The organism is Vibrio sp. GJ43-1 (assembly GCF_055808835.1).
In genome coordinates, this window is record NZ_CM147884.1 from 292,388 (window position 1) to 309,768 (window position 17,381).

Consider the following 17,381-nt stretch of genomic DNA (forward strand, 5'->3'; position numbering starts at 1 on the left):
AATGATGCACTTTTACCGTAATGTGCCGACGATTAAGGCGATGACATTCGACCTTGATGATACCTTATATGACAACCACCCGGTGATCCGTAAGGTTGAGGAGCAAGCATCGCAGTGGCTGTATTCTCATCACCCTATTAGTCAGCGTTGGGATAAAACACAGTGGCAAGCCTTTAAGTTTCAGTTGCTTAAGCAAAATCCTGAGTTAAAGCATGACGTGACGCAGTGGCGTCAGCAGCAGGTTTTACAGGGATTAATGCAATTGGGTTACGATAGGCCCAATGCTCAGCACGCAGCTGATGAATTAATTCAACGGGTACTTGTTTGGCGCAGCGACTTTGATGTTCCACATGAAACACATCAAGTTTTGCAACGTTTGAGTCAAGTTATACCATTGGTGGCTATCACCAATGGTAACGTTAATGTGGAGGCCATCGGGCTAACGACATACTTTTCACAGGTGCTCAAAGCTGGTCCCGATGGACGAGCAAAGCCGTATGAAGATATGTTTGCTCAAGCCGCGGCGTACCTTAATGTCGACCGTCAACATATTTTGCATGTCGGTGATCATGTTATTACAGATGTATTGGGCGCCAAACGTCATGGCTTCAGTGCATGTTGGTTCAATGACAAAGAAAAAGTGCGAGAGCAACGCCTCGATTGAAGAACTTACCGGATATCGAAATTAACCAGTTAGCGTCGTTGCTGTCTTTAATATAACCCCAAGCGCGTTGTATTCTTATTTGTTGCTTAGTACACGGGTTAGGCAACGAATAAGACGTTCTACTTCTTATTTCAGCCTTTTTCTTGAATGCTGCAGCTTGTTTATTTATGGCCTGTCTAAACGATGACCACAGCGTTCGGCTTGATACCTTGCTAGGTAGTCTTTAAAAAAAGCGAGCATTGTTCGCGCTGTTTCGTCGCTTTCCAATTCGTTGATCATTTGAGCGACGACCTCAAAGGTACACAGATTGCCGCTTTGTTGGTTTCGTCTGAGTTGGTATTGCGAAGACGCTTAAGCGCGGTAATGCTGACTTGAGGGAGCGCTTGTAGCCACTCACTTCTGTTCAACATCTTCCTCGCTTCTTGCCAAGTGGCATCTAGCAAAATGAAGTGACTCCCGCGCGGATGCTGTGATTGCCATTGAGTCAACGGAACACTATTTTCTGAAGGAAACACCAAGACAGGCGTCGCGTTCCCTTTATGTTCGCAGATAGAGGGACGCTCTTTAGAGGCGATATATGACGGGATTGGCCCTTTTCGTTGCCATATATCAACATGAGTATTGGCCAATAACTGTTTGACGATTTGCCCTGTGTTGGTGGCTCGTGAGGTCTCATTGGGATGAGTTAATAGCGTGATGCTAAGATCACTGGTGATCGTAGGGATCGCGTCGCAGTAACAGTTGTGTTGAAAGCCACAACGTACACACGTTGTGGCGAGATGTGGGGATTGATTCATCTTCATTGGCTCTTATAGAGTCTTAGGCCACCATTACTTATTGGATAGAGGATGTTCCCTACCTTTTCTTCCGTTGCGACCAGTGAGCCTTCTTCTTGGGTAAAGATGCGCTGAGACACTAAGTACTGCTGCTGGTGGCGAGTCATCACAACTTGCACTTGTTGGTCATTGAGTTGCTGCCAAAATCCGCGCTCTTCTGTAGCAGGAGATTGGTCGGTGTAATCGTAGCGAGTAATGGCAGTGTGATCGGCATTAAGAGTCATTGAGACGGTAAAGCCAGTGTTCTCTGTTGATTGTGCCGTATAGGTGTTGACCCAGCTTAGTGTGCGATCGCGGTTGGATACGGTCGCGCATCCCTGACGAGGTTGGTCATCCATCACTAAGGCGGCGCTCCATCCATACACACTGTCACTCATGGTGTCGTTACAGAGTTTATTGCTCATCGTGAGATTGGCATCATCAAACTCATAACGACGAGTGTTTTGGGTGATCTGCTTGGATGCAAGCTCCAGTGTTTGAGGGTCATTACCCATTTGGCTAAATTGAGCCATTTTTGATGTATTGAATTTTAAATGCCAAAATGGTTCATTGCCTAACACTTGCGTTGGTCGCAATGGTTGGTCACAGCGGTTGGGATTTTCTGCCGTGATAAGGTTGACTTGTTTAACAACAAATCGACCGGTGTAATCAGAATCAAACCCGCGGTGGCTTGGTGCTTCTAGGTGACCAATCACTTCCGCATAAAGGGCTTGATAGGGCGTGCGAGACAACTTCTCTGCCGCTTCTCGTGCCTCTTTCGGCAGTTCAAGCCAATACTGTTGGGTACTGCCACAGGGTTGAATGGTTCGAGATTCATGACCAACGATCGCTTGTCCTCTTAGGACGTAGCTTTGTGGGGTAATAGTTTCTGGACGAGAAAGTTCCGCTCTAAGTGGCGTGGTGGTCGCTTCGTTTGATGTTGTATTGAAAGATGAGCACGCTTGCAGTATTAATACCAGTGGAACGGCGAATGACAGTCGTGACATTTTCATTGGATACTTTCCTTCGTCAGTAGATTTAAGTAAGGACTATTATGGCATATTGGTTATTTAAAACAGAGCCAGATGAATTTTCTATTGATACATTGCGTGTCCAAGGCACTTCATGTTGGGAAGGCGTACGCAATTATCAGGCTCGCAACATGATACGAGACGAAATGAAGGTCGGTGATCATGTTCTTATTTACCACTCGTCTTGTAAAACGATTGGTGTCGCGGGTGTTGCCATTATTAGTAAGGCCGCTTACGTTGACCATTTTCAGTTTGATCCCGAAAGTGATTACTACGATCCTAAGTCGACACGAGACAATCCACGCTGGTTAATGGTAGATATTGAATTTGTCGAAAAGTTCAATCGAGTGCTCACATTGAGCACTCTCAAAGCGATGGCAGAGCTAAATGATATGCCATTGGTGAAGCGGGGGAACCGACTATCAGTGATGCCAGTGTTACTCGGCACAGTGGCAGGCGATTCAGCATCGAGTCTCTCGTTAACGGAAAAAATAGTGCATTACAAAACGCGGCATAAACGACGGTTTACTCGGTAAACACTTGGAAGTCGGGTTGGCGTGGTCTTGAAACACATCCATTAGCTAAAAATTGCGAGAGGAAAATACTCCTATGCTCTAAACAGGTGACCAAACCTATAGGGGGGAGCACAGGAGTAGTATTGCTAAGCGCGTGTGAGAAGGTGCTTTTTCAGGTATTCAGCGACCGCATCGTCGGCATTCGTGCCAATGATTTCATTATTTGGCAGGGCTTTTTTGACTTTTTCGTGAGCGTTTTCCATCACAAGGCCTTTACCTGCCATGGTCAGCATTTCAGCATCATTCATACCATCACCAAAGGCGATGCAGTGTTCAAGCCCTAACCCCAGAGTTTCAGCGACCGCTTTTAGTGCTTCACCCTTGGACACTTCCTTTGCCATCACTTCTAAACACCATGGTGTAGAGAAAGCGATGTTGAGTGCATCACCAAACTTGGCGCGCAACGTATCTTCAAACTGTACTAAGTGCTCGTGATCGTTATCAGGGTGAGTCACAAAAATTTTAGCGATACCTTGTGTTGGTGCACGGTTAGCATCAAACAACTGGTAGTTAAACCCTGTTTCACTATGGAATTTAGCGAAGTACTCATCTTCTTGGCTGAGCAGCCACTGCTCATCTTGATACATATGAATAAACAGCTCACTGTCTACCTTAAACTCGTCGACAATACGTTGAACCAGCGACTCAGCAATATCTTGGCTATAGAGCAGGTTATCTTGCTTATCATGCACTCGCGCGCCGTTAGAGGTAATCATATAGGCTGGAATACCAACTGATTCACGAATACCTGCGACATCTACATGGTGACGACCTGTTGCGAAAATGAATGTGTAGCCTTTGTCGTGTAATTCTTTAAGTGTTTGCTTAGTGTTACTGCTGAGCAGGTGGTTGGGAGCAAGTAGTGTTCCATCTAGGTCAGAAGCAACAATACTGATTGAATCGTGATTAAGCGTCATAGGTCTCTCTAATAGGTTATGGTCATAGGCTAAGAAGTGAGCCTTATGGGTATTGTAGGGTAAATCATCGAATAAAAAGAGGGTAAACAGGAAGTGTAAATATTTCCTCATTTGCTAGGCAGAGAGGAAATATTATGAACACTAATTGCGCCTAGCCTGTGACGGATGGCGAGCAATCGAAAAATTGCAGAAGGGCATTCATCGCTTGATTTCGGTACTCATCTTTTTCAAATAATACTTCATGCTTAGCATGGTTGACGACGAGTATTTCCGCTTGATTGTTGGTTCTATGTAATCGGTTCATAAAGCGTTGTTGCGCCTGATTACTTACAATCACATCGCTTCCTGCTTGCAATAACAGTAAGGGGATTTGTATTTGTCTTGTCTGTTGAATGCACTGTTTCGCTGCCATGAGACCTTGCCAAACCCAGCGAGTACTTGGGCCGCCAATTTTTAGCTCTGGTTTCAGTTCATACAGTTCTCTAAACCAGTGATAACGTACTTTGCTCTGTGACAAAGGGTTAATATCAAAAGGTTTTGCGACATAACCCTGATAGCCAGGTGCGTACGTTGGTGTTGGGTGTATTGCCGTCATGATTTGAGCCGCAGAGATGGCAAATGGCTTTAGGTAGGGAGGAACATTCACGCCATACATGGGCGCGCTAAGGGCGATTTTATCAAAGTTATGATTCGCTCTCGTTTGTATATATCGAGTGGCGATCGCCCCACCCATGGAGTGCGCGAGTAAATGCCGCTTCTCGTAGTGCTTGAGGTCGAATTGTTCGAGTATGAGCTGCATATCATCAAGATAATCGGAGAATTCGCCAATATGACCCATTTCAGGATTCGGAGCTAAGTGTGTCGATAGTCCCTGCCCACGGTGATCAAAAGAATAAATGTCATAGCCAAGCTGGAAAAAATCATAGAACAATTCTTGATACTTCCACGCGGACTCAATTCTGCCGTTGACAACAACCAAGGCTTTTTTATGTTCAGGTCGGGTGAGTTTACACCAGTACAGTGTCGTACCATCTTTGGCTTTCTTATGACCTTCGTGTCGGCTCGCCCAAAACGTGGCAATTTGTGAGTGAATAACTTGCTCAAAATCTTGCTCTTGAGTATAAGGAACGTTAATTAATTTGGTATCGGTCATGAATTAACCTACAAGATAGTGTTGATGCCTCTGTTGACGACCAGTTAGATTTTGCCGAAAACAGAATAAAGACTCTTTTGCTGATAAGAGTAAATCAGTCGTAAGGAAATGCAATGGATTATCATGTTTGGCTTGCTTATGTTGTCACGGCGATTGTGTTCAGTCTCGCACCTGGCTCAGGTATGGTGAACTCAATCAGTAATGGCATTAATTATGGTACTAGGAAATCGCTTACTGCGATTTTAGGTCTACAGATTGGTTTGGCTGTTCATATTATATTGGTCGGTGCGGGTATCGGAGCGCTCATTGCCAAGTCAGCAATAGCATTTACCATTATTAAATGGGTAGGCGTGGTGTATTTGATTTGGTTGGGGATCCAGAAGTGGCGGGATACCTCAAGTTTGGTGGCCGATACGAGTCATGATGCACGTAGTGCGGGAACCTTGCTACGTAGCGCGGTGTTGATTAACTTAACAAATCCTAAATCAGTTGTATTTTTGGTGGCGTTATTTCCTCAGTTTATTGACCCTGCTGGTAATCAAGTCACGCAACTTATGATTTTGGGAGCGACAACGGTTGCGATCGATGCCACCGTGATGCTTGGTTACACGTCGCTGGCTTCTCAGATGGGGCGATATATTCGCTCTGGGCGCATTATGGAAAAAATCAATAAGCTGTTTGGTTCCATGTTTATTGGGTGCGGTGCATTACTCGCCGCCGCGAAGTCGTAAGGGTTACGCATCGTGAACATGAACCCCACGTATGTCGCTCGCCAGCCGATTTTTAATGCTCGTCGTCATACATTGGGGTATGAATTGCTTTTTCGCGATGGAGAAAATAATGCATTTCCAGGGCATATTGAAGCCAATAGAGCCACGTACCGACTGATCACTGAAAACTACCTTTCTCTCGGGGTAAATCCTGAAATCGCCTCGTCACGATGTTTTATTAACTTTCCTCATCAAAGCTTAGTTCGCCGTCTTCCATTAATGCTTCCCAAAGAGAAAGTGGTGGTGGAAATATTGGAAACCTGCACACCTGATCAGGAGCTGTACGAAGCGATTCGTGAATTATATCGTGCTTAGGTTATACCATTGCGCTTGATGACTTTGTATATACGTCAGCGTGGGAACCTTTTTTACCATTTGTGCAAATTGTTAAACTCGACATTATGGCGATGGGCGTGGAAAAAGCCTGTGCTTTTGTCAGACAGCAGAAAGGCAAAGGGAGTACCCGTCATTACCTAGCAGAACGGGTAGAAACTGAGCAGGAATTTAGGCTCACTAAGCAGGCAGGGTTTAAGTTCTTCCAAGGGTTTTTCTTTAGCAAACCTATTATGCAAAAACAGGTTTATATCAGCGCAGAGCAGCTGGTGGCGATGGAGTTGTTTCAGCAAGTTTGTTTGCCAGAAATCGATGTGGATAAGGTGGAACGAATTGTCGCGAAAGACGTTGTGCTGTCTTATAAACTACTGCAGTTCGTGAATACGATGAACCCTAGATTAGAAGCAGAAATCGCCTCTTTTCGTCAAGCGTTGATTTACCTTGGACAAGACAAGCTAAAGCTGTTTGTTTCCTTAACGGTAGCCTCGTTTATTTCCCACACTAAACCGAAAGCCTTGTACGGACTATCTCTCCAGCGTGCTCAATTCTGTCGTTTAATGACGGAGCATGCACCGTTTACTCAGTATCGAGATCAAGCGTTTATGATAGGGCTATTTTCCATCCTCGATGCCTTAATGGATCTTTCTTTAGAAAAACTGATTCAGCAATTACCGCTATGTTGTGAAATTAAAGGGGCTTTATTACAAAGGCAAGGGCCTTATGGTCAGTTGTTAGCGCTGGAAGAGTGCTTTGAAGCAGCAGATTGGAGCGGCATGGAAAAATACAGACAGCAGCTGGGGCTGACCCAGCAGGCTGTGTACTCGGCTTTAGCGGATGCACAGCGCTGGAGTCAAAACGTGCAGGCGGTGCACTAGCGTTATTTTGTCAGTGAAGATGATAGGCTTAATGGCTAACGTTTTTACTCGAGCTTGCGGTAATACCGCCAACATATTGCTATAGGCAACTTTTTGCGCGATATGTTTTGGTAACGCCGATAGCACTGGATCCCATGTTTTGAGCGCCGTTTTTTGATATCCAAATGTACCGACCACATCACTGCCTACCATAAACCGTTCTGGGTATGCTTCTATAAGGGATACCCAGCGTCTATCTAATGTCCCCTGTGGCATGACCACATCAATCAATGACCATGACGCCAAAATATAGAGGTTATCGTGCTCACTAAGTAACGAAGTGACGGTCTGATAAAGAAAGTTCATATCCAAATGGCGTGTGAGTGTGCTGGTGGTTCCAGCATGAGCCCATAAAAAACGAGTATCAGGGTGTTGCTGTAACGCTTCTTTAAGTTCATTGAGATAGAGTGGCTCGTTTTCTCGCTGCGATGTGATGTTGGCGTGCAGCAACACGGGAAGGTCATGTTTGGCGGCTAATTGATAAACTTTGTTTAAGGCAGGGTGGTTCGCCCTTGGTTTCTCACCCGAGGTTAGTGCCGTAAGGTGATCGTGACGAGTGATGATTTCACCAATGCCTTGCCAAAAGTTAGGTCGAAAGGTGAGCTCACGCTCTAGGTACTCTACCGCATTGAGGTCAGTGGTGTTAAAGCCACTTAAAAATGGATGAAGGCGGCTCTGTTGAGTTTTCGGTAATGATTCGACTTCCCGTGCGATGAGTTCGTCAGTGTGAGAGTAATAGTAAACAGGGGCGTCATCACCATATACAAAGCGCGGGGCTTTGGGCTGAGAGAGATCCCACTTTTTGATAACTGGTAACCCCATAACATAGGCGTGGTCAATGCCTAACGCATCCATATTCTCAATGAGAGCAGGCGCGCCAGCAGAACGCTGGAAATAGTCGACAAGATGAACTTCAGCATCGTTGACCTTACCTTGATAGGCTGCAGTGCAGCCCGCTGATGCGTAGGCAAACAGAGCCAGTAGCCACCATGGCTGACAGCGCTTCTTTAGCTGCATGAGATTACGTCCTTGTGGGGTGAGAACTCTAAGCTAACATGACTTGTTTATAGGGTAAATTTTTTAAAATCAGCGAGTAAGTGAGAAATGCAAAAACTTAGTGCCTTGATAGGTAAGGATACCTTTATCCCCTGGTGAAAGATGGTGGTAGTAGTGCACACCGATTTGAAACTCTCGTTTAGGTCCAAACCTGCCTTTTTGAACATAAATCCAGTATTCATCTTCTTCTGAGGGATCCGACGCAACAACAACCTGTTTATCTAAAATGGTGATAAGCGTTTTTTGTTCAGGAGCGTTGATACCATGAGTGTGCTGGCGCTGAGTTTGCAGGAATAGAAACACAGTGATAACAATTAGCACCGCCACGGCAATAACTAAAGAAAGGGGCATGTTTATCTCCAAACTCAAAACCTGATGGAATAAAGATCGCATAAAATACGCGGAAAATAAGGACAAATTTAACTTACGGTATGAAATTTGGGGTCATATCACACAAAATCTCTGCGACTTAGGCTTAAATCTTTACTTGAATTTACCGAACCGTTGTCGAAATTCTGATACAAATAGATAACAATAACAGAATGAGTACACAGGGTACTGACCAGCGATAGTTCAGTTCCACATATTAGGCTGGTTGTGGAGGGAAACATATGTCAGATATTGAAAGCGTGGTAATCAAAACGCGGCGCATTGAAAAACTATTAAGACAACAATATCGAGCGGATGGCAAAGGGTTACACCAACTGATCACGAGCTGTGAAGAGCGGTTACCTCATGATGTGGTTGGAAAGCTGCGGTATATCGCGACTATTCGCAATAAAATCGTTCATGAAGAAGATTATAAGCTTGATGATAAACAAGGCTTTATGCGTGCATGCGCTGAGTGTGAGCAAGAGTTGACACCAAGAAGCAGTCGATTTATTTGGCGGACGGCAGTGTGGCTAATGGCACTGATTACCTTACTGGCAATGGGCTTCTATTACGTTCATTGGGAAAAAGTACTGCACATTTTGTCGAAATAAATGCCATTAGATACAAAAAGGGCCGCTATCAAGCGGCCCTTTTTGTATCTAATGCAATGGCAATTAGTAAAGTATCGGCAGTGTCATTAGACCTACTACGACGGCGATCATCACTAATCCTTGCTTTTGAGAAGATGAAATCATAACACTGCTCCTTTATTTATTCTTCAGTATGTAAATTAGAATAGCATTGTTTTTGGTGGTTTTGCAACTGTTACTTTAGCTAGCTTTTGTTTTTGACAGTTTACTATCTTAATTGTGGCTATTTTTACAAAAGAAACAGTGTTTTTATCTTGCTGTTAATTTGTTCTTTATTGTCCTTGGCTTTAAATTGTGTTTTAACTTGTTGTTTTGTATTGATTTAATTGTTGTCTTTTATTGTTTGAATATTGTCCTTGTTGTTTTGGGGTTTTGGTCTACGTAGCGTTTGGGTTGCTGTTTTATAGCTTTTGTTTATTGAGTTTTTGGCAGATTCTCACGGTTTGAGAGTTTGTAATCGATAGAGATAGAAATTAAGAAGAGAAAAGTATAGTTTTATGGAGGTGTTTGCTCTCTTGGCTTTAGTTTTGGGCTATTTCAAATAATTGCCATTAAAGATACATTAAAACAGATAGTTACACTCTCTCTTAGGCTTGTGTCTTTACCTGAGTCTGCCGCTTAACGCCCAAAAATAGCCGGGGCTACATTTCCCGTATGGCACTTTATTTTAAACGCGCAAGGCAAACGTTTGCTATTTATTTGTGGTGAAAACCGCTTACTCACACTCCTTTGCAAAAAACGACGGCTGTCAATTTGGAACTTATTTAATTTAAGACAAGTCCAACTTTTCGGTCTAATGACTGGACATGAAAGTCGAGCTTCTTACACTGGTTTCGATAATAAGAAACAGGTGTGATTATGTGGAGTTGGCTTACGATAGGTTTATCGTCTTTGCTGTTTATTTATGCTGCTGAAAAGGGCGATACGAAGCGAACGATCACGTTCAGTGTGATGACGCATGGTTTGTTGTTGGCAATATTGCTAGGTTCAGAAGGCATCAGTGACTACCAGTTATGGCTATCATTCGGCCTAGTGCTATTTTTAATCAGTGATGTAGGCCATTTGTCGGGTCGTTTTGGACGAGCCAGTTTTGTGGGTTACGTGATTGCGCAACTGGTGTACAGCTTAGGATTATGGGGACAGGTTCAAAGCCATTTTGTTCTTTGGTTACCCGCGCTACTACTATGTGTCGCCATCGTAACTTTTTTCCTTTTGTTGCCTCGTTTGGATTCCTTTCTGCTTCCTGTTGCTATTATGGGGTTATCATTAGTCAATGTAGTGTGCGCCGCAGGTGAAGCGTGGCTGTATCATTCTGACGGGCCTTCTTTGCAAGCATTTATTGGTACCTTATGTCTTAGCGTATCAGCGATGATGTGGGGGTTGGATAAGTATCATTTTAAAAAGGTTCGCGCGCGATATGGTATTTCCGGAAGCTACTATTTATCACATGCTCTTATTGTGGCGTCGGCCATTGCACCAAACCTATAAGTTTTATGAGCGTGTTTTGCGATAGATCATTTCAAACCATTCACTGTCGGGTGATACTCCGCACTAAGATTAAAATGGGGATACGATAATGACAACAGCAATCCATGCACACAAAGTACTTAACCTTCTGCGTGAGAAGCCAATGTCACGAGATGAGCTAGTGAGCTTGGTCGAAGAACAGTTTGGTAAGAATGCAGAGTTTCGAACTTGCAGCCGAGAAGGCTTTGATTTGGAAGCGTTGCTCAGTTTCTTCATCGCAAAGCAGAAAGTGATTGAACAACAGGGTTTGTGGCAGCTCAATATTGAGCGTGTTTGTTCTCACTAAACGAGAAAGCATAAGCCTGCTATACTCACGCGAATTTCTCTCGCGAGCAGGCTTTACTCATGGACATACTATCTGCAGCAACCATGCTATTTCTTATCATGGACCCGCTTGGCAACCTTCCCATCATACTTTCTATATTGAAGCATCTCGATCCTAAACGTCGACGTATGGTGCTTGTACGGGAATTGTGTATCGCGCTCGCTATTCTAATGTTGTTCCTCTTTGCAGGAAAAAGCATTATGAGTTTTTTACACGTTGAACCAGAAACATTGAGTATTTCAGGCGGTATCATCTTGTTTATCATTGCGATCAAGATGATTTTTCCACAAGCAGGGAGTGTGACTGGCTTAGCGGCAGGTGAAGAGCCGTTTATTGTGCCGATGGCCGTTCCCATGTTGGCAGGACCTTCGGTCATTGCTTCTATTCTACTCCTCTCGACACAGCACCCTGATAAATTAAGTGAATTATCCATGGCGGTATTGCTTGCTTGGGGAGCGACTTTCTTTATTTTGATGTTCTATAATTTTTTCCACAAGCTTCTGGGCGAGCGTGGTCTAAAAGCGGTAGAGCGTCTGATGGGGTTATTACTGGTTATGATTTCAACGCAGATGTTCTTAAATGGGGTAAAAGGCTATATTGGATAGGCGGTGGATAATTTGTTCAGTGGGGTGACTGACTAAATAGGCCAGCTGTCTATGAATAGCCTTACCAATCATAAAAAAAGCCGCATCAGCGGCTTTTTTTACATCATATGTTTACGGCGTATATCGAGTAAGGCAAAGATACCGAAGGCCAAAATGGAGTATTTTTCCCACGTACTGAGCTTGAGATGCTCGCCGAATGCGCCCAAAAATATCGCCATTTGCACACCATGCATGATGAACAAAAAGGCGGTCATGATGTAAAGTCCGATCGCACCCTGGCGATCAACGAAACCGTCAAAGGCGCCAAAAATATTGAGGATTAAAATTAACCAGATAAAACCAAAGGCTATCTTGGCCAGTTTAATGAGTATGTTCATTCGTGGTTCCTTTTAAAAAGTCGATAACAGACCTGTCCTGCCGTTTTTTCTTTGAGTAGATCCCAATTTTCAGGAATAGCATCTAGAGTCAGTTCTTTTTCAGTCTCAATATAAACTAACGCATTTTCACTCAACCAGCCATTCTGTTCCAGTAATGCGACAGTTTCTGGTAGTAAGCCTTGACGAAAAGGAGGGTCGATAAAAACCAAATCGTGTGGACTACCAGGTTGCGTAAGAAAAGTAAGGGCACTGGTATTGTGGAGACGAATATTGTCCGCTTTGAGTAGAGCAGTGTTACTGACCAATTGCTGATAAGCCTTATTATTCAGCTCAATCATTTGAACTTGACTGGCTTGTCTTGATGCGGATTCAAAGCCTAGGCTTCCAGAGCCAGCAAAGACATCTAACACATGTGAGTGTGGGACATCTTGCGCGAGCCAGTTAAAAACGGTTTCCTTTACTCGGTCGGTGGTTGGGCGTAGACCCTCGGCATCATGGACGGGTAGTTTTCTACCGCGCCATAGTCCGCTAATAATACGCACACTCCCCATTGGGGCAGATTTTTGTGATGGAGTTTGCTTGCGACGTTTAACCATAGATTTTTTGACCGACAATAAAGTGATACTATACGTAGCCCTACGAAGAGCTTAAGTTAATAGTGACGAAGTGTACCAATCTCTGACGAAATTTTTCACTGCTTTGTCATATTTATTTTAGAGAGATTTTTCGCATTTAGCGATGCGTTGACTGACTTTGGCTCAGAGCCGATTTAAAACATTTGAAAGACAGCATTCAGGATAGTTTCAGATGACAGAAAAGAAAAAACGCGGATTACTTTCTTGGCTTGGTTTTGGTGACGAAGAGTCTCCCCAGCAGAAACCGCAACAGCAAGATGAGCAACTGGAGGACGAACAACGTCTTGAACAAGCGCCTCAAGAGCTTGTGGAAAAAGAAGAAGTTGTTGTCGATAAGGCGTCGGTAAAACAGCCTGAAGAAGCAGAAGCAGAAGCAGAAGCAGAAGCAGAAGCAGAGCATGTTGACGAAAGCGCTCAGATAACGGCTCAGGTGAGTGTTCAAGAAAGTGAAGAAGAAAGCGTTCAAGAGCGTATTCATGAACAAGAAAAACCAACAGAGAGCTTCTTTGCTCGTCTTAAACGCAGTTTAAGTCGCACGAAAGCAAATATTGGTGCTTAGCTTCTTTGGTTTATTTAAAGATAAGCAAATTGATGACGACTTGTTTGAAGAGTTGGAAGAGCAGCTACTGATTGCCGATGTTGGCATGGATACCACTTCAAAGATCATCGGTAATTTAACAGAGAAGGCATCGCGTCGTGACTTAAAAGACGGTGAAGCCTTGTATGGTTTACTAAAGGAAGAGATGGCTGAAATTCTTAGTCATGTTGAAAAGCCACTGGAAATCGATACGACTAAAACCCCGTATGTCATCTTGATGGTTGGTGTGAATGGCGTAGGTAAAACCACGACCATTGGTAAATTAGCAAAACAATTCCAAGGACAAGGCAAGAAGGTCATGTTAGCAGCGGGAGATACCTTCCGTGCCGCCGCGGTAGAACAACTGCAAGTATGGGGTGAGCGTAATAACGTTCCCGTTATCGCTCAGCATACCGGCTGCAGATAGTGCTTCGGTCATTTATGATGCGATTGAAGCGGCGAAAGCGCGTGGGGTGGATGTTGTCATTGCTGATACCGCAGGTCGATTGCAAAATAAAGCGAACTTAATGGAAGAGCTGCGTAAGATCGTTCGCGTTATGAAAAAAATTGATGACTCAGCGCCGCATGAAATTATGTTAACGCTCGATGCTGGCACTGGACAAAACGCGATAAGCCAAGCCAAGCTATTTAGTGACGTTGCGCCATTAACCGGCATTACATTGACCAAGCTAGATGGTACCGCGAAGGGCGGCGTGATTTTTGCTATTGCTGATCAGTTCCAAATCCCTATTCGTTACATCGGGGTCGGGGAAGGGATTGATGATCTTCGTCCGTTTGAGACTCAAGACTTTATTGACGCGTTGTTTAGTCGTGATGAATAAGCGAATACGAGCAAGGTGACAGTTGTCAGCGACAAAAACAACGGATAATAGGGATGCATAGCATCCCTTTTCAACACAGAATACCCAGATCAGAGGAATGATTCGGTGATCAAATTTGAGCAAGTGAGCAAGGCTTACCGAGGGGGACGACAAGCCCTTCAAAAGGTCGACTTTCACCTGAAACGAGGTGAAATGGCATTTCTAGGTGGTCATTCTGGTGCCGGAAAAAGTACTCTCCTGAAGTTGATTTGCGCATTGGAGCGCCCAACAGATGGTCGTATTTTGTTTAATGATCATGATATTAGTCGTATTCCTCCAAAGGATATTCCCTTCCTGCGTCGTAATATTGGCATCGTTTTCCAAGATCATCGCTTACTTATGGATAGAACCGTATTTGATAATGTGGCATTACCCATGCGTATAGAAGCGATCGCTGAAAATGAAATTAAACGTCGTGTTTCTGCGGCGTTGGATAAAACAGGCTTGCTAGATAAAGCGAAATGCTTGCCAAGCCAATTATCTGGTGGCGAACAACAACGAGTGGGCATCGCAAGAGCGGTGGTAAACCGACCTACGATGCTGCTGGCAGATGAACCTACAGGTAACTTAGACCCAGAGTTGTCAAATAAAGTTTTACAGTTATTTGAGGAGTTTAATCGAGCGGGTGTGTCCATTTTATTGGCAACGCATGATATTCATCTTGTGCGCTCTCGTCCTCAGTATCGCTACCTAGAGCTGAATCAGGGTTTCTTAAGTGAGGTGAGTGATGGTGTTTAAACGTAAAAATAAACAGCGTCCTAAGAAGCAGCGGTTAGCGTCGGATGGTTTTTTTGCCGTGCACTGGAAACAAGCAAAGTCGTCGTTACAAGAGCTTTGGCAGCGTCCTCTTGGCAATTTATTAACGTTGGCTGTCATTTCAATGGCTCTCACGATGCCTGCTTGTCTGTATTTGCTAGGTAAAAACGTGGCGGTTGCAGCTTGGTGATGTGACCAGCCACTCGCAAGTGACAGCTTACATCACAACGGGCGTACCCGATGCACGAGTATTGGTGTTAAAGGATGCAATTGAAGGTTGGGAAGAGGTTAAAGAGGTAGAATACATTACTCCTCAACAAGGTCTTGCTGAGCTTAGTGAGCATTCTGGACTCGATCAGGCGATAAGCTTGCTCGATGGTTATGCATTGCCTGGCGTTTTGGTGATTGAACCTGCCAATACCAGTGTCGAAACTGACCGTAGTCTGGTGTCAAAGTTACGAACGCAACCGGATGTGACGGATATTCGGCGAGATGAAGATTGGCTAAGCCGCTTTGATGCGATCAAGACACTATCGTCAACACTGGTTATTACCTTATCGGTTTTAATGCTGGCATCGGTCTTCCTTATTGTTGGTAACACGCTACGCTTTAATGTATTGGCAAATAAAGAAGCCATTCAGACCATGAAACTTATCGGCGCGACAGACAGCTACATCTTGAGGCCCTATTTATATTCAGGTATGTGGTTTGGCTTCCTTGGCGCTGCGATTGCTTGGTTATTGACGGCGTTAATTACCGTTGTCCTAAATCGAGCAGTAACGGATTTAGCGATGCTTTACGATAGCGACTTTAGACTGATAGGACTGAATTGGGATGAAACCTTGCTAATACTCATGGTTGGCGTATTTCTTGGTATTTGCGCGGCAAGAATTTCTGCCAAGCGTCATTTAAAAGAAATTGAACCGTATTTAATGTAAGCAGGTCTTAATGAAAGTGGCATGGCGGCATTTATAGAGCAACGAGTAATCGGTGGAGTATTCAACCACATAGCAAGATGAACGTCGCAAATATGTCAGTAATACCTATTAATGAGTGAAAATTAATCGTCTTTTGCTCTTGTTTAGTGCAACTGATTATGCATAATTACAACCCCCTTCTTGAATCTCTATTGGATTAGGTTCAGTATTGTTGGGTTAAGAAGGTGTTGTATCCCACTCAAAGTGAATGAGGAAGTGAATGACTAACCAAGCGTATTCAATGGCTTTAGTTACACAGGATAGCCTTGATGGCTATATCCGATCAGTGAACAGTTACCCTATGTTGACACCTGATGAGGAACGTGGGCTAGCTGAGCGATTACACTATAAAGGTGAAATTGATGCTGCGAAAGGGCTTATCCTTTCTCATCTTCGATTCGTTGTTCATGTTGCTCGTGGATATTCTGGCTATGGATTGCCAATGGCAGACTTAGTTCAGGAAGGCAACATTGGCCTAATGAAAGCGGTGAAGCGATTCAATCCTGAAGTCGGTGTTCGTCTTGTTTCTTTTGCTGTGCACTGGATTAAAGCTGAAATTCACGAATATGTGCTGAGAAACTGGCGCATTGTGAAAGTTGCGACGACTAAAGCGCAACGTAAGCTTTTCTTTAACCTGCGTAAATCTAAGAAGCGTTTAGGTTGGTTCAATAACGGTGAAGTTGAAACAGTTGCAAAAGAGCTCGGCGTAGAACCCTCAGAGGTTCGTGAAATGGAATCTCGACTGGCGGCGCAAGATCCGACGTTTGAGATGCCAACCGATGATGATGATACAGGCGTTTCTTACACCGCCCCGTCACTGTACCTCGAAGACCGTAGCTCTGATCTTGCTGACAATGTGGAAGCTGAGAATTGGGAAAATCACACCAATAATCGTTTAGGTCATGCATTATCAACGCTTGATGAACGCAGCCAGCATATTGTCCGCTCTCGTTGGTTAAATGATAACAAGTCGACGCTACAAGATCTTGCTGACAACTACGGTGTTTCTGCTGAGCGAATTCGACAGCTTGAAAAGAATGCCATGAAGAAATTAAAGGCGGCGGTTGGCGAGTTCTAACCGAGTCTTAACTCTTTTCGAAGGCCGCGATCTTATGATCGCGGCCTTTTTTATTGGGATCGAAAAAGGGATCGAAAAATCGATCGCAAACGTTCTCTTCTCTTGTGGATAACTCTGTGAGGAAATTATTCGCCAGCTGTCAGAAAGCGGCGAGTAATGGTACTTTCAACGGCTTTATGCCTTGGGGATACCTTTTACTTTACTCACAGCAAAATCAAGATCATCACTATATATAGTGGATCAAAAGATCAAAAAACACTTTATTCACGCAATCCACAGATTTACACACAGCTGGTGATTTATTAAACGTTAGTGGATAACCTTATTGATTGTCAGTACTTTATTAGCACTGAATAGTGATAATATGGACACAGAGAAATTACGAATGAAAAT

The 17,381-nt window shown here is 44.0% G+C and carries 16 protein-coding genes and 5 pseudogenes; 12 read left to right on the forward strand and 9 right to left on the reverse strand.

Annotated features, from left to right (window positions below):
- Positions 1-4: 4 nt before the first annotated feature.
- Positions 5-720 (forward strand): annotated as a pseudogene (gene yigB, locus AC0L66_RS01485) (5-amino-6-(5-phospho-D-ribitylamino)uracil phosphatase YigB).
- A 109-nt stretch (positions 721-829) separates the two neighbouring features.
- Here yigB and AC0L66_RS01490 read toward each other — a convergent pair.
- The 3 genes from AC0L66_RS01490 to AC0L66_RS01500 are packed head-to-tail and all read right to left on the reverse strand — an operon-like array spanning position 830 to position 2,492.
- Complete coding sequence (locus AC0L66_RS01490) at positions 830-970, reverse strand: hypothetical protein (RefSeq protein ID WP_473569167.1); 141 nt, start codon at positions 968-970, stop codon at positions 830-832.
- Positions 940-1,461, reverse strand: coding sequence for a DTW domain-containing protein (locus AC0L66_RS01495; protein WP_473568151.1), 522 nt, complete (start codon positions 1,459-1,461; stop codon positions 940-942). The genes AC0L66_RS01490 and AC0L66_RS01495 overlap by 31 nt, the downstream gene beginning before the upstream one ends.
- 2 nt (positions 1,462-1,463) lie before the next feature.
- On the reverse strand, positions 1,464-2,492 hold the full coding sequence (locus AC0L66_RS01500) for a COG3650 family protein (RefSeq protein WP_473568153.1): 1,029 nt from the start codon (positions 2,490-2,492) through the stop codon (positions 1,464-1,466).
- A gap of 41 nt (positions 2,493-2,533) precedes the next feature.
- On the opposite strand from AC0L66_RS01500, the pseudogene AC0L66_RS01505 reads away from it, so the two are divergent.
- Positions 2,534-2,993, forward strand: a pseudogene (locus AC0L66_RS01505) (EVE domain-containing protein).
- 178 nt (positions 2,994-3,171) lie between these two features.
- On the opposite strand, the gene AC0L66_RS01510 reads toward AC0L66_RS01505, so the two are convergent.
- Positions 3,172-4,002, reverse strand: coding sequence for a Cof-type HAD-IIB family hydrolase (locus AC0L66_RS01510; RefSeq protein WP_473568155.1), 831 nt, complete (start codon positions 4,000-4,002; stop codon positions 3,172-3,174).
- 151 nt (positions 4,003-4,153) lie between these two features.
- Positions 4,154-5,155, reverse strand: coding sequence for an alpha/beta fold hydrolase (locus AC0L66_RS01515; RefSeq protein ID WP_473568156.1), 1,002 nt, complete (start codon positions 5,153-5,155; stop codon positions 4,154-4,156).
- 113 nt (positions 5,156-5,268) lie between these two features.
- Between AC0L66_RS01515 and rhtB the strand changes: the two genes are divergently transcribed.
- Both rhtB and AC0L66_RS01525 read left to right on the forward strand, forming a co-directional pair.
- Positions 5,269-5,886 carry a homoserine/homoserine lactone efflux protein gene (rhtB, locus tag AC0L66_RS01520; protein WP_265676949.1) on the forward strand — a complete coding sequence of 206 codons (618 nt, stop codon included), beginning with the start codon at positions 5,269-5,271 and terminating at the stop codon, positions 5,884-5,886.
- 18 nt (positions 5,887-5,904) lie between these two features.
- Positions 5,905-7,133 (forward strand): annotated as a pseudogene (locus AC0L66_RS01525) (EAL and HDOD domain-containing protein).
- Here AC0L66_RS01525 and AC0L66_RS01530 read toward each other — a convergent pair.
- Together AC0L66_RS01530 and AC0L66_RS01535 are read right to left on the reverse strand one after the other, a co-directional pair.
- Positions 7,086-8,189, reverse strand: coding sequence for an amidohydrolase family protein (locus AC0L66_RS01530; protein ID WP_473568158.1), 1,104 nt, complete (start codon positions 8,187-8,189; stop codon positions 7,086-7,088). The pseudogene AC0L66_RS01525 and the gene AC0L66_RS01530 sit on opposite strands and share 48 nt — an antisense overlap.
- Before the next feature lie 69 nt (positions 8,190-8,258).
- Positions 8,259-8,579, reverse strand: coding sequence for a DUF2500 domain-containing protein (locus AC0L66_RS01535; protein ID WP_265676951.1), 321 nt, complete (start codon positions 8,577-8,579; stop codon positions 8,259-8,261).
- A gap of 260 nt (positions 8,580-8,839) precedes the next feature.
- Here AC0L66_RS01535 and AC0L66_RS01540 point away from each other — a divergent pair, with 260 nt between their 5' ends.
- The 4 genes from AC0L66_RS01540 to AC0L66_RS01555 all read left to right on the forward strand — a co-directional run bounded on the left by AC0L66_RS01540 (position 8,840) and on the right by AC0L66_RS01555 (position 11,707).
- Entirely contained in the window at positions 8,840-9,211 is a 372-nt protein-coding gene (locus AC0L66_RS01540) for a DUF4145 domain-containing protein (protein WP_250619609.1), read from the forward strand.
- Positions 9,212-10,108: 897 nt separating this feature from the next.
- Positions 10,109-10,738: a lysoplasmalogenase gene (locus tag AC0L66_RS01545; protein WP_265676952.1), complete on the forward strand. Its 630-nt coding sequence runs from the start codon at positions 10,109-10,111 to the stop codon at positions 10,736-10,738.
- A gap of 88 nt (positions 10,739-10,826) precedes the next feature.
- Positions 10,827-11,063, forward strand: coding sequence for a YecH family metal-binding protein (locus AC0L66_RS01550; protein ID WP_265676954.1), 237 nt, complete (start codon positions 10,827-10,829; stop codon positions 11,061-11,063).
- Positions 11,064-11,122: 59 nt separating this feature from the next.
- Positions 11,123-11,707 (forward strand): YhgN family NAAT transporter, encoded by a 585-nt coding sequence (locus AC0L66_RS01555; protein ID WP_265676956.1) that lies wholly within the window; start codon positions 11,123-11,125, stop codon positions 11,705-11,707.
- Between the two features lie 98 nt (positions 11,708-11,805).
- On the opposite strand, the gene AC0L66_RS01560 is transcribed toward AC0L66_RS01555, so the two are convergent.
- Positions 11,806-12,084 (reverse strand): DUF1145 domain-containing protein, encoded by a 279-nt coding sequence (locus AC0L66_RS01560; protein ID WP_102470760.1) that lies wholly within the window; start codon positions 12,082-12,084, stop codon positions 11,806-11,808.
- Complete coding sequence (gene rsmD / locus AC0L66_RS01565; protein ID WP_265676957.1) at positions 12,081-12,680, reverse strand: 16S rRNA (guanine(966)-N(2))-methyltransferase RsmD; 600 nt, start codon at positions 12,678-12,680, stop codon at positions 12,081-12,083. Before rsmD ends, AC0L66_RS01560 begins: the two co-directional genes overlap by 4 nt.
- Positions 12,681-12,891: 211 nt before the next feature.
- Here rsmD and ftsY point away from each other — a divergent pair.
- The 4 genes and pseudogenes from ftsY (at position 12,892) to rpoH (ending at position 16,988) form a co-directional block, all read left to right on the forward strand.
- Positions 12,892-14,138, forward strand: a pseudogene (gene ftsY, locus AC0L66_RS01570) (signal recognition particle-docking protein FtsY).
- Positions 14,139-14,243: 105 nt separating this feature from the next.
- The gene (ftsE, locus tag AC0L66_RS01575) at positions 14,244-14,915 is read left to right on the forward strand and encodes a cell division ATP-binding protein FtsE (RefSeq protein WP_265676960.1); all 672 of its coding nucleotides are present in this window, start codon (positions 14,244-14,246) and stop codon (positions 14,913-14,915) included.
- Positions 14,905-15,871 (forward strand): annotated as a pseudogene (ftsX, locus tag AC0L66_RS01580) (permease-like cell division protein FtsX). Before ftsE ends, ftsX begins: the two are co-directional and overlap by 11 nt.
- Before the next feature lie 259 nt (positions 15,872-16,130).
- On the forward strand, positions 16,131-16,988 hold the full coding sequence (rpoH, locus tag AC0L66_RS01585; protein WP_265676965.1) for an RNA polymerase sigma factor RpoH: 858 nt from the start codon (positions 16,131-16,133) through the stop codon (positions 16,986-16,988).
- Positions 16,989-17,381: the final 393 nt, after the last annotated feature.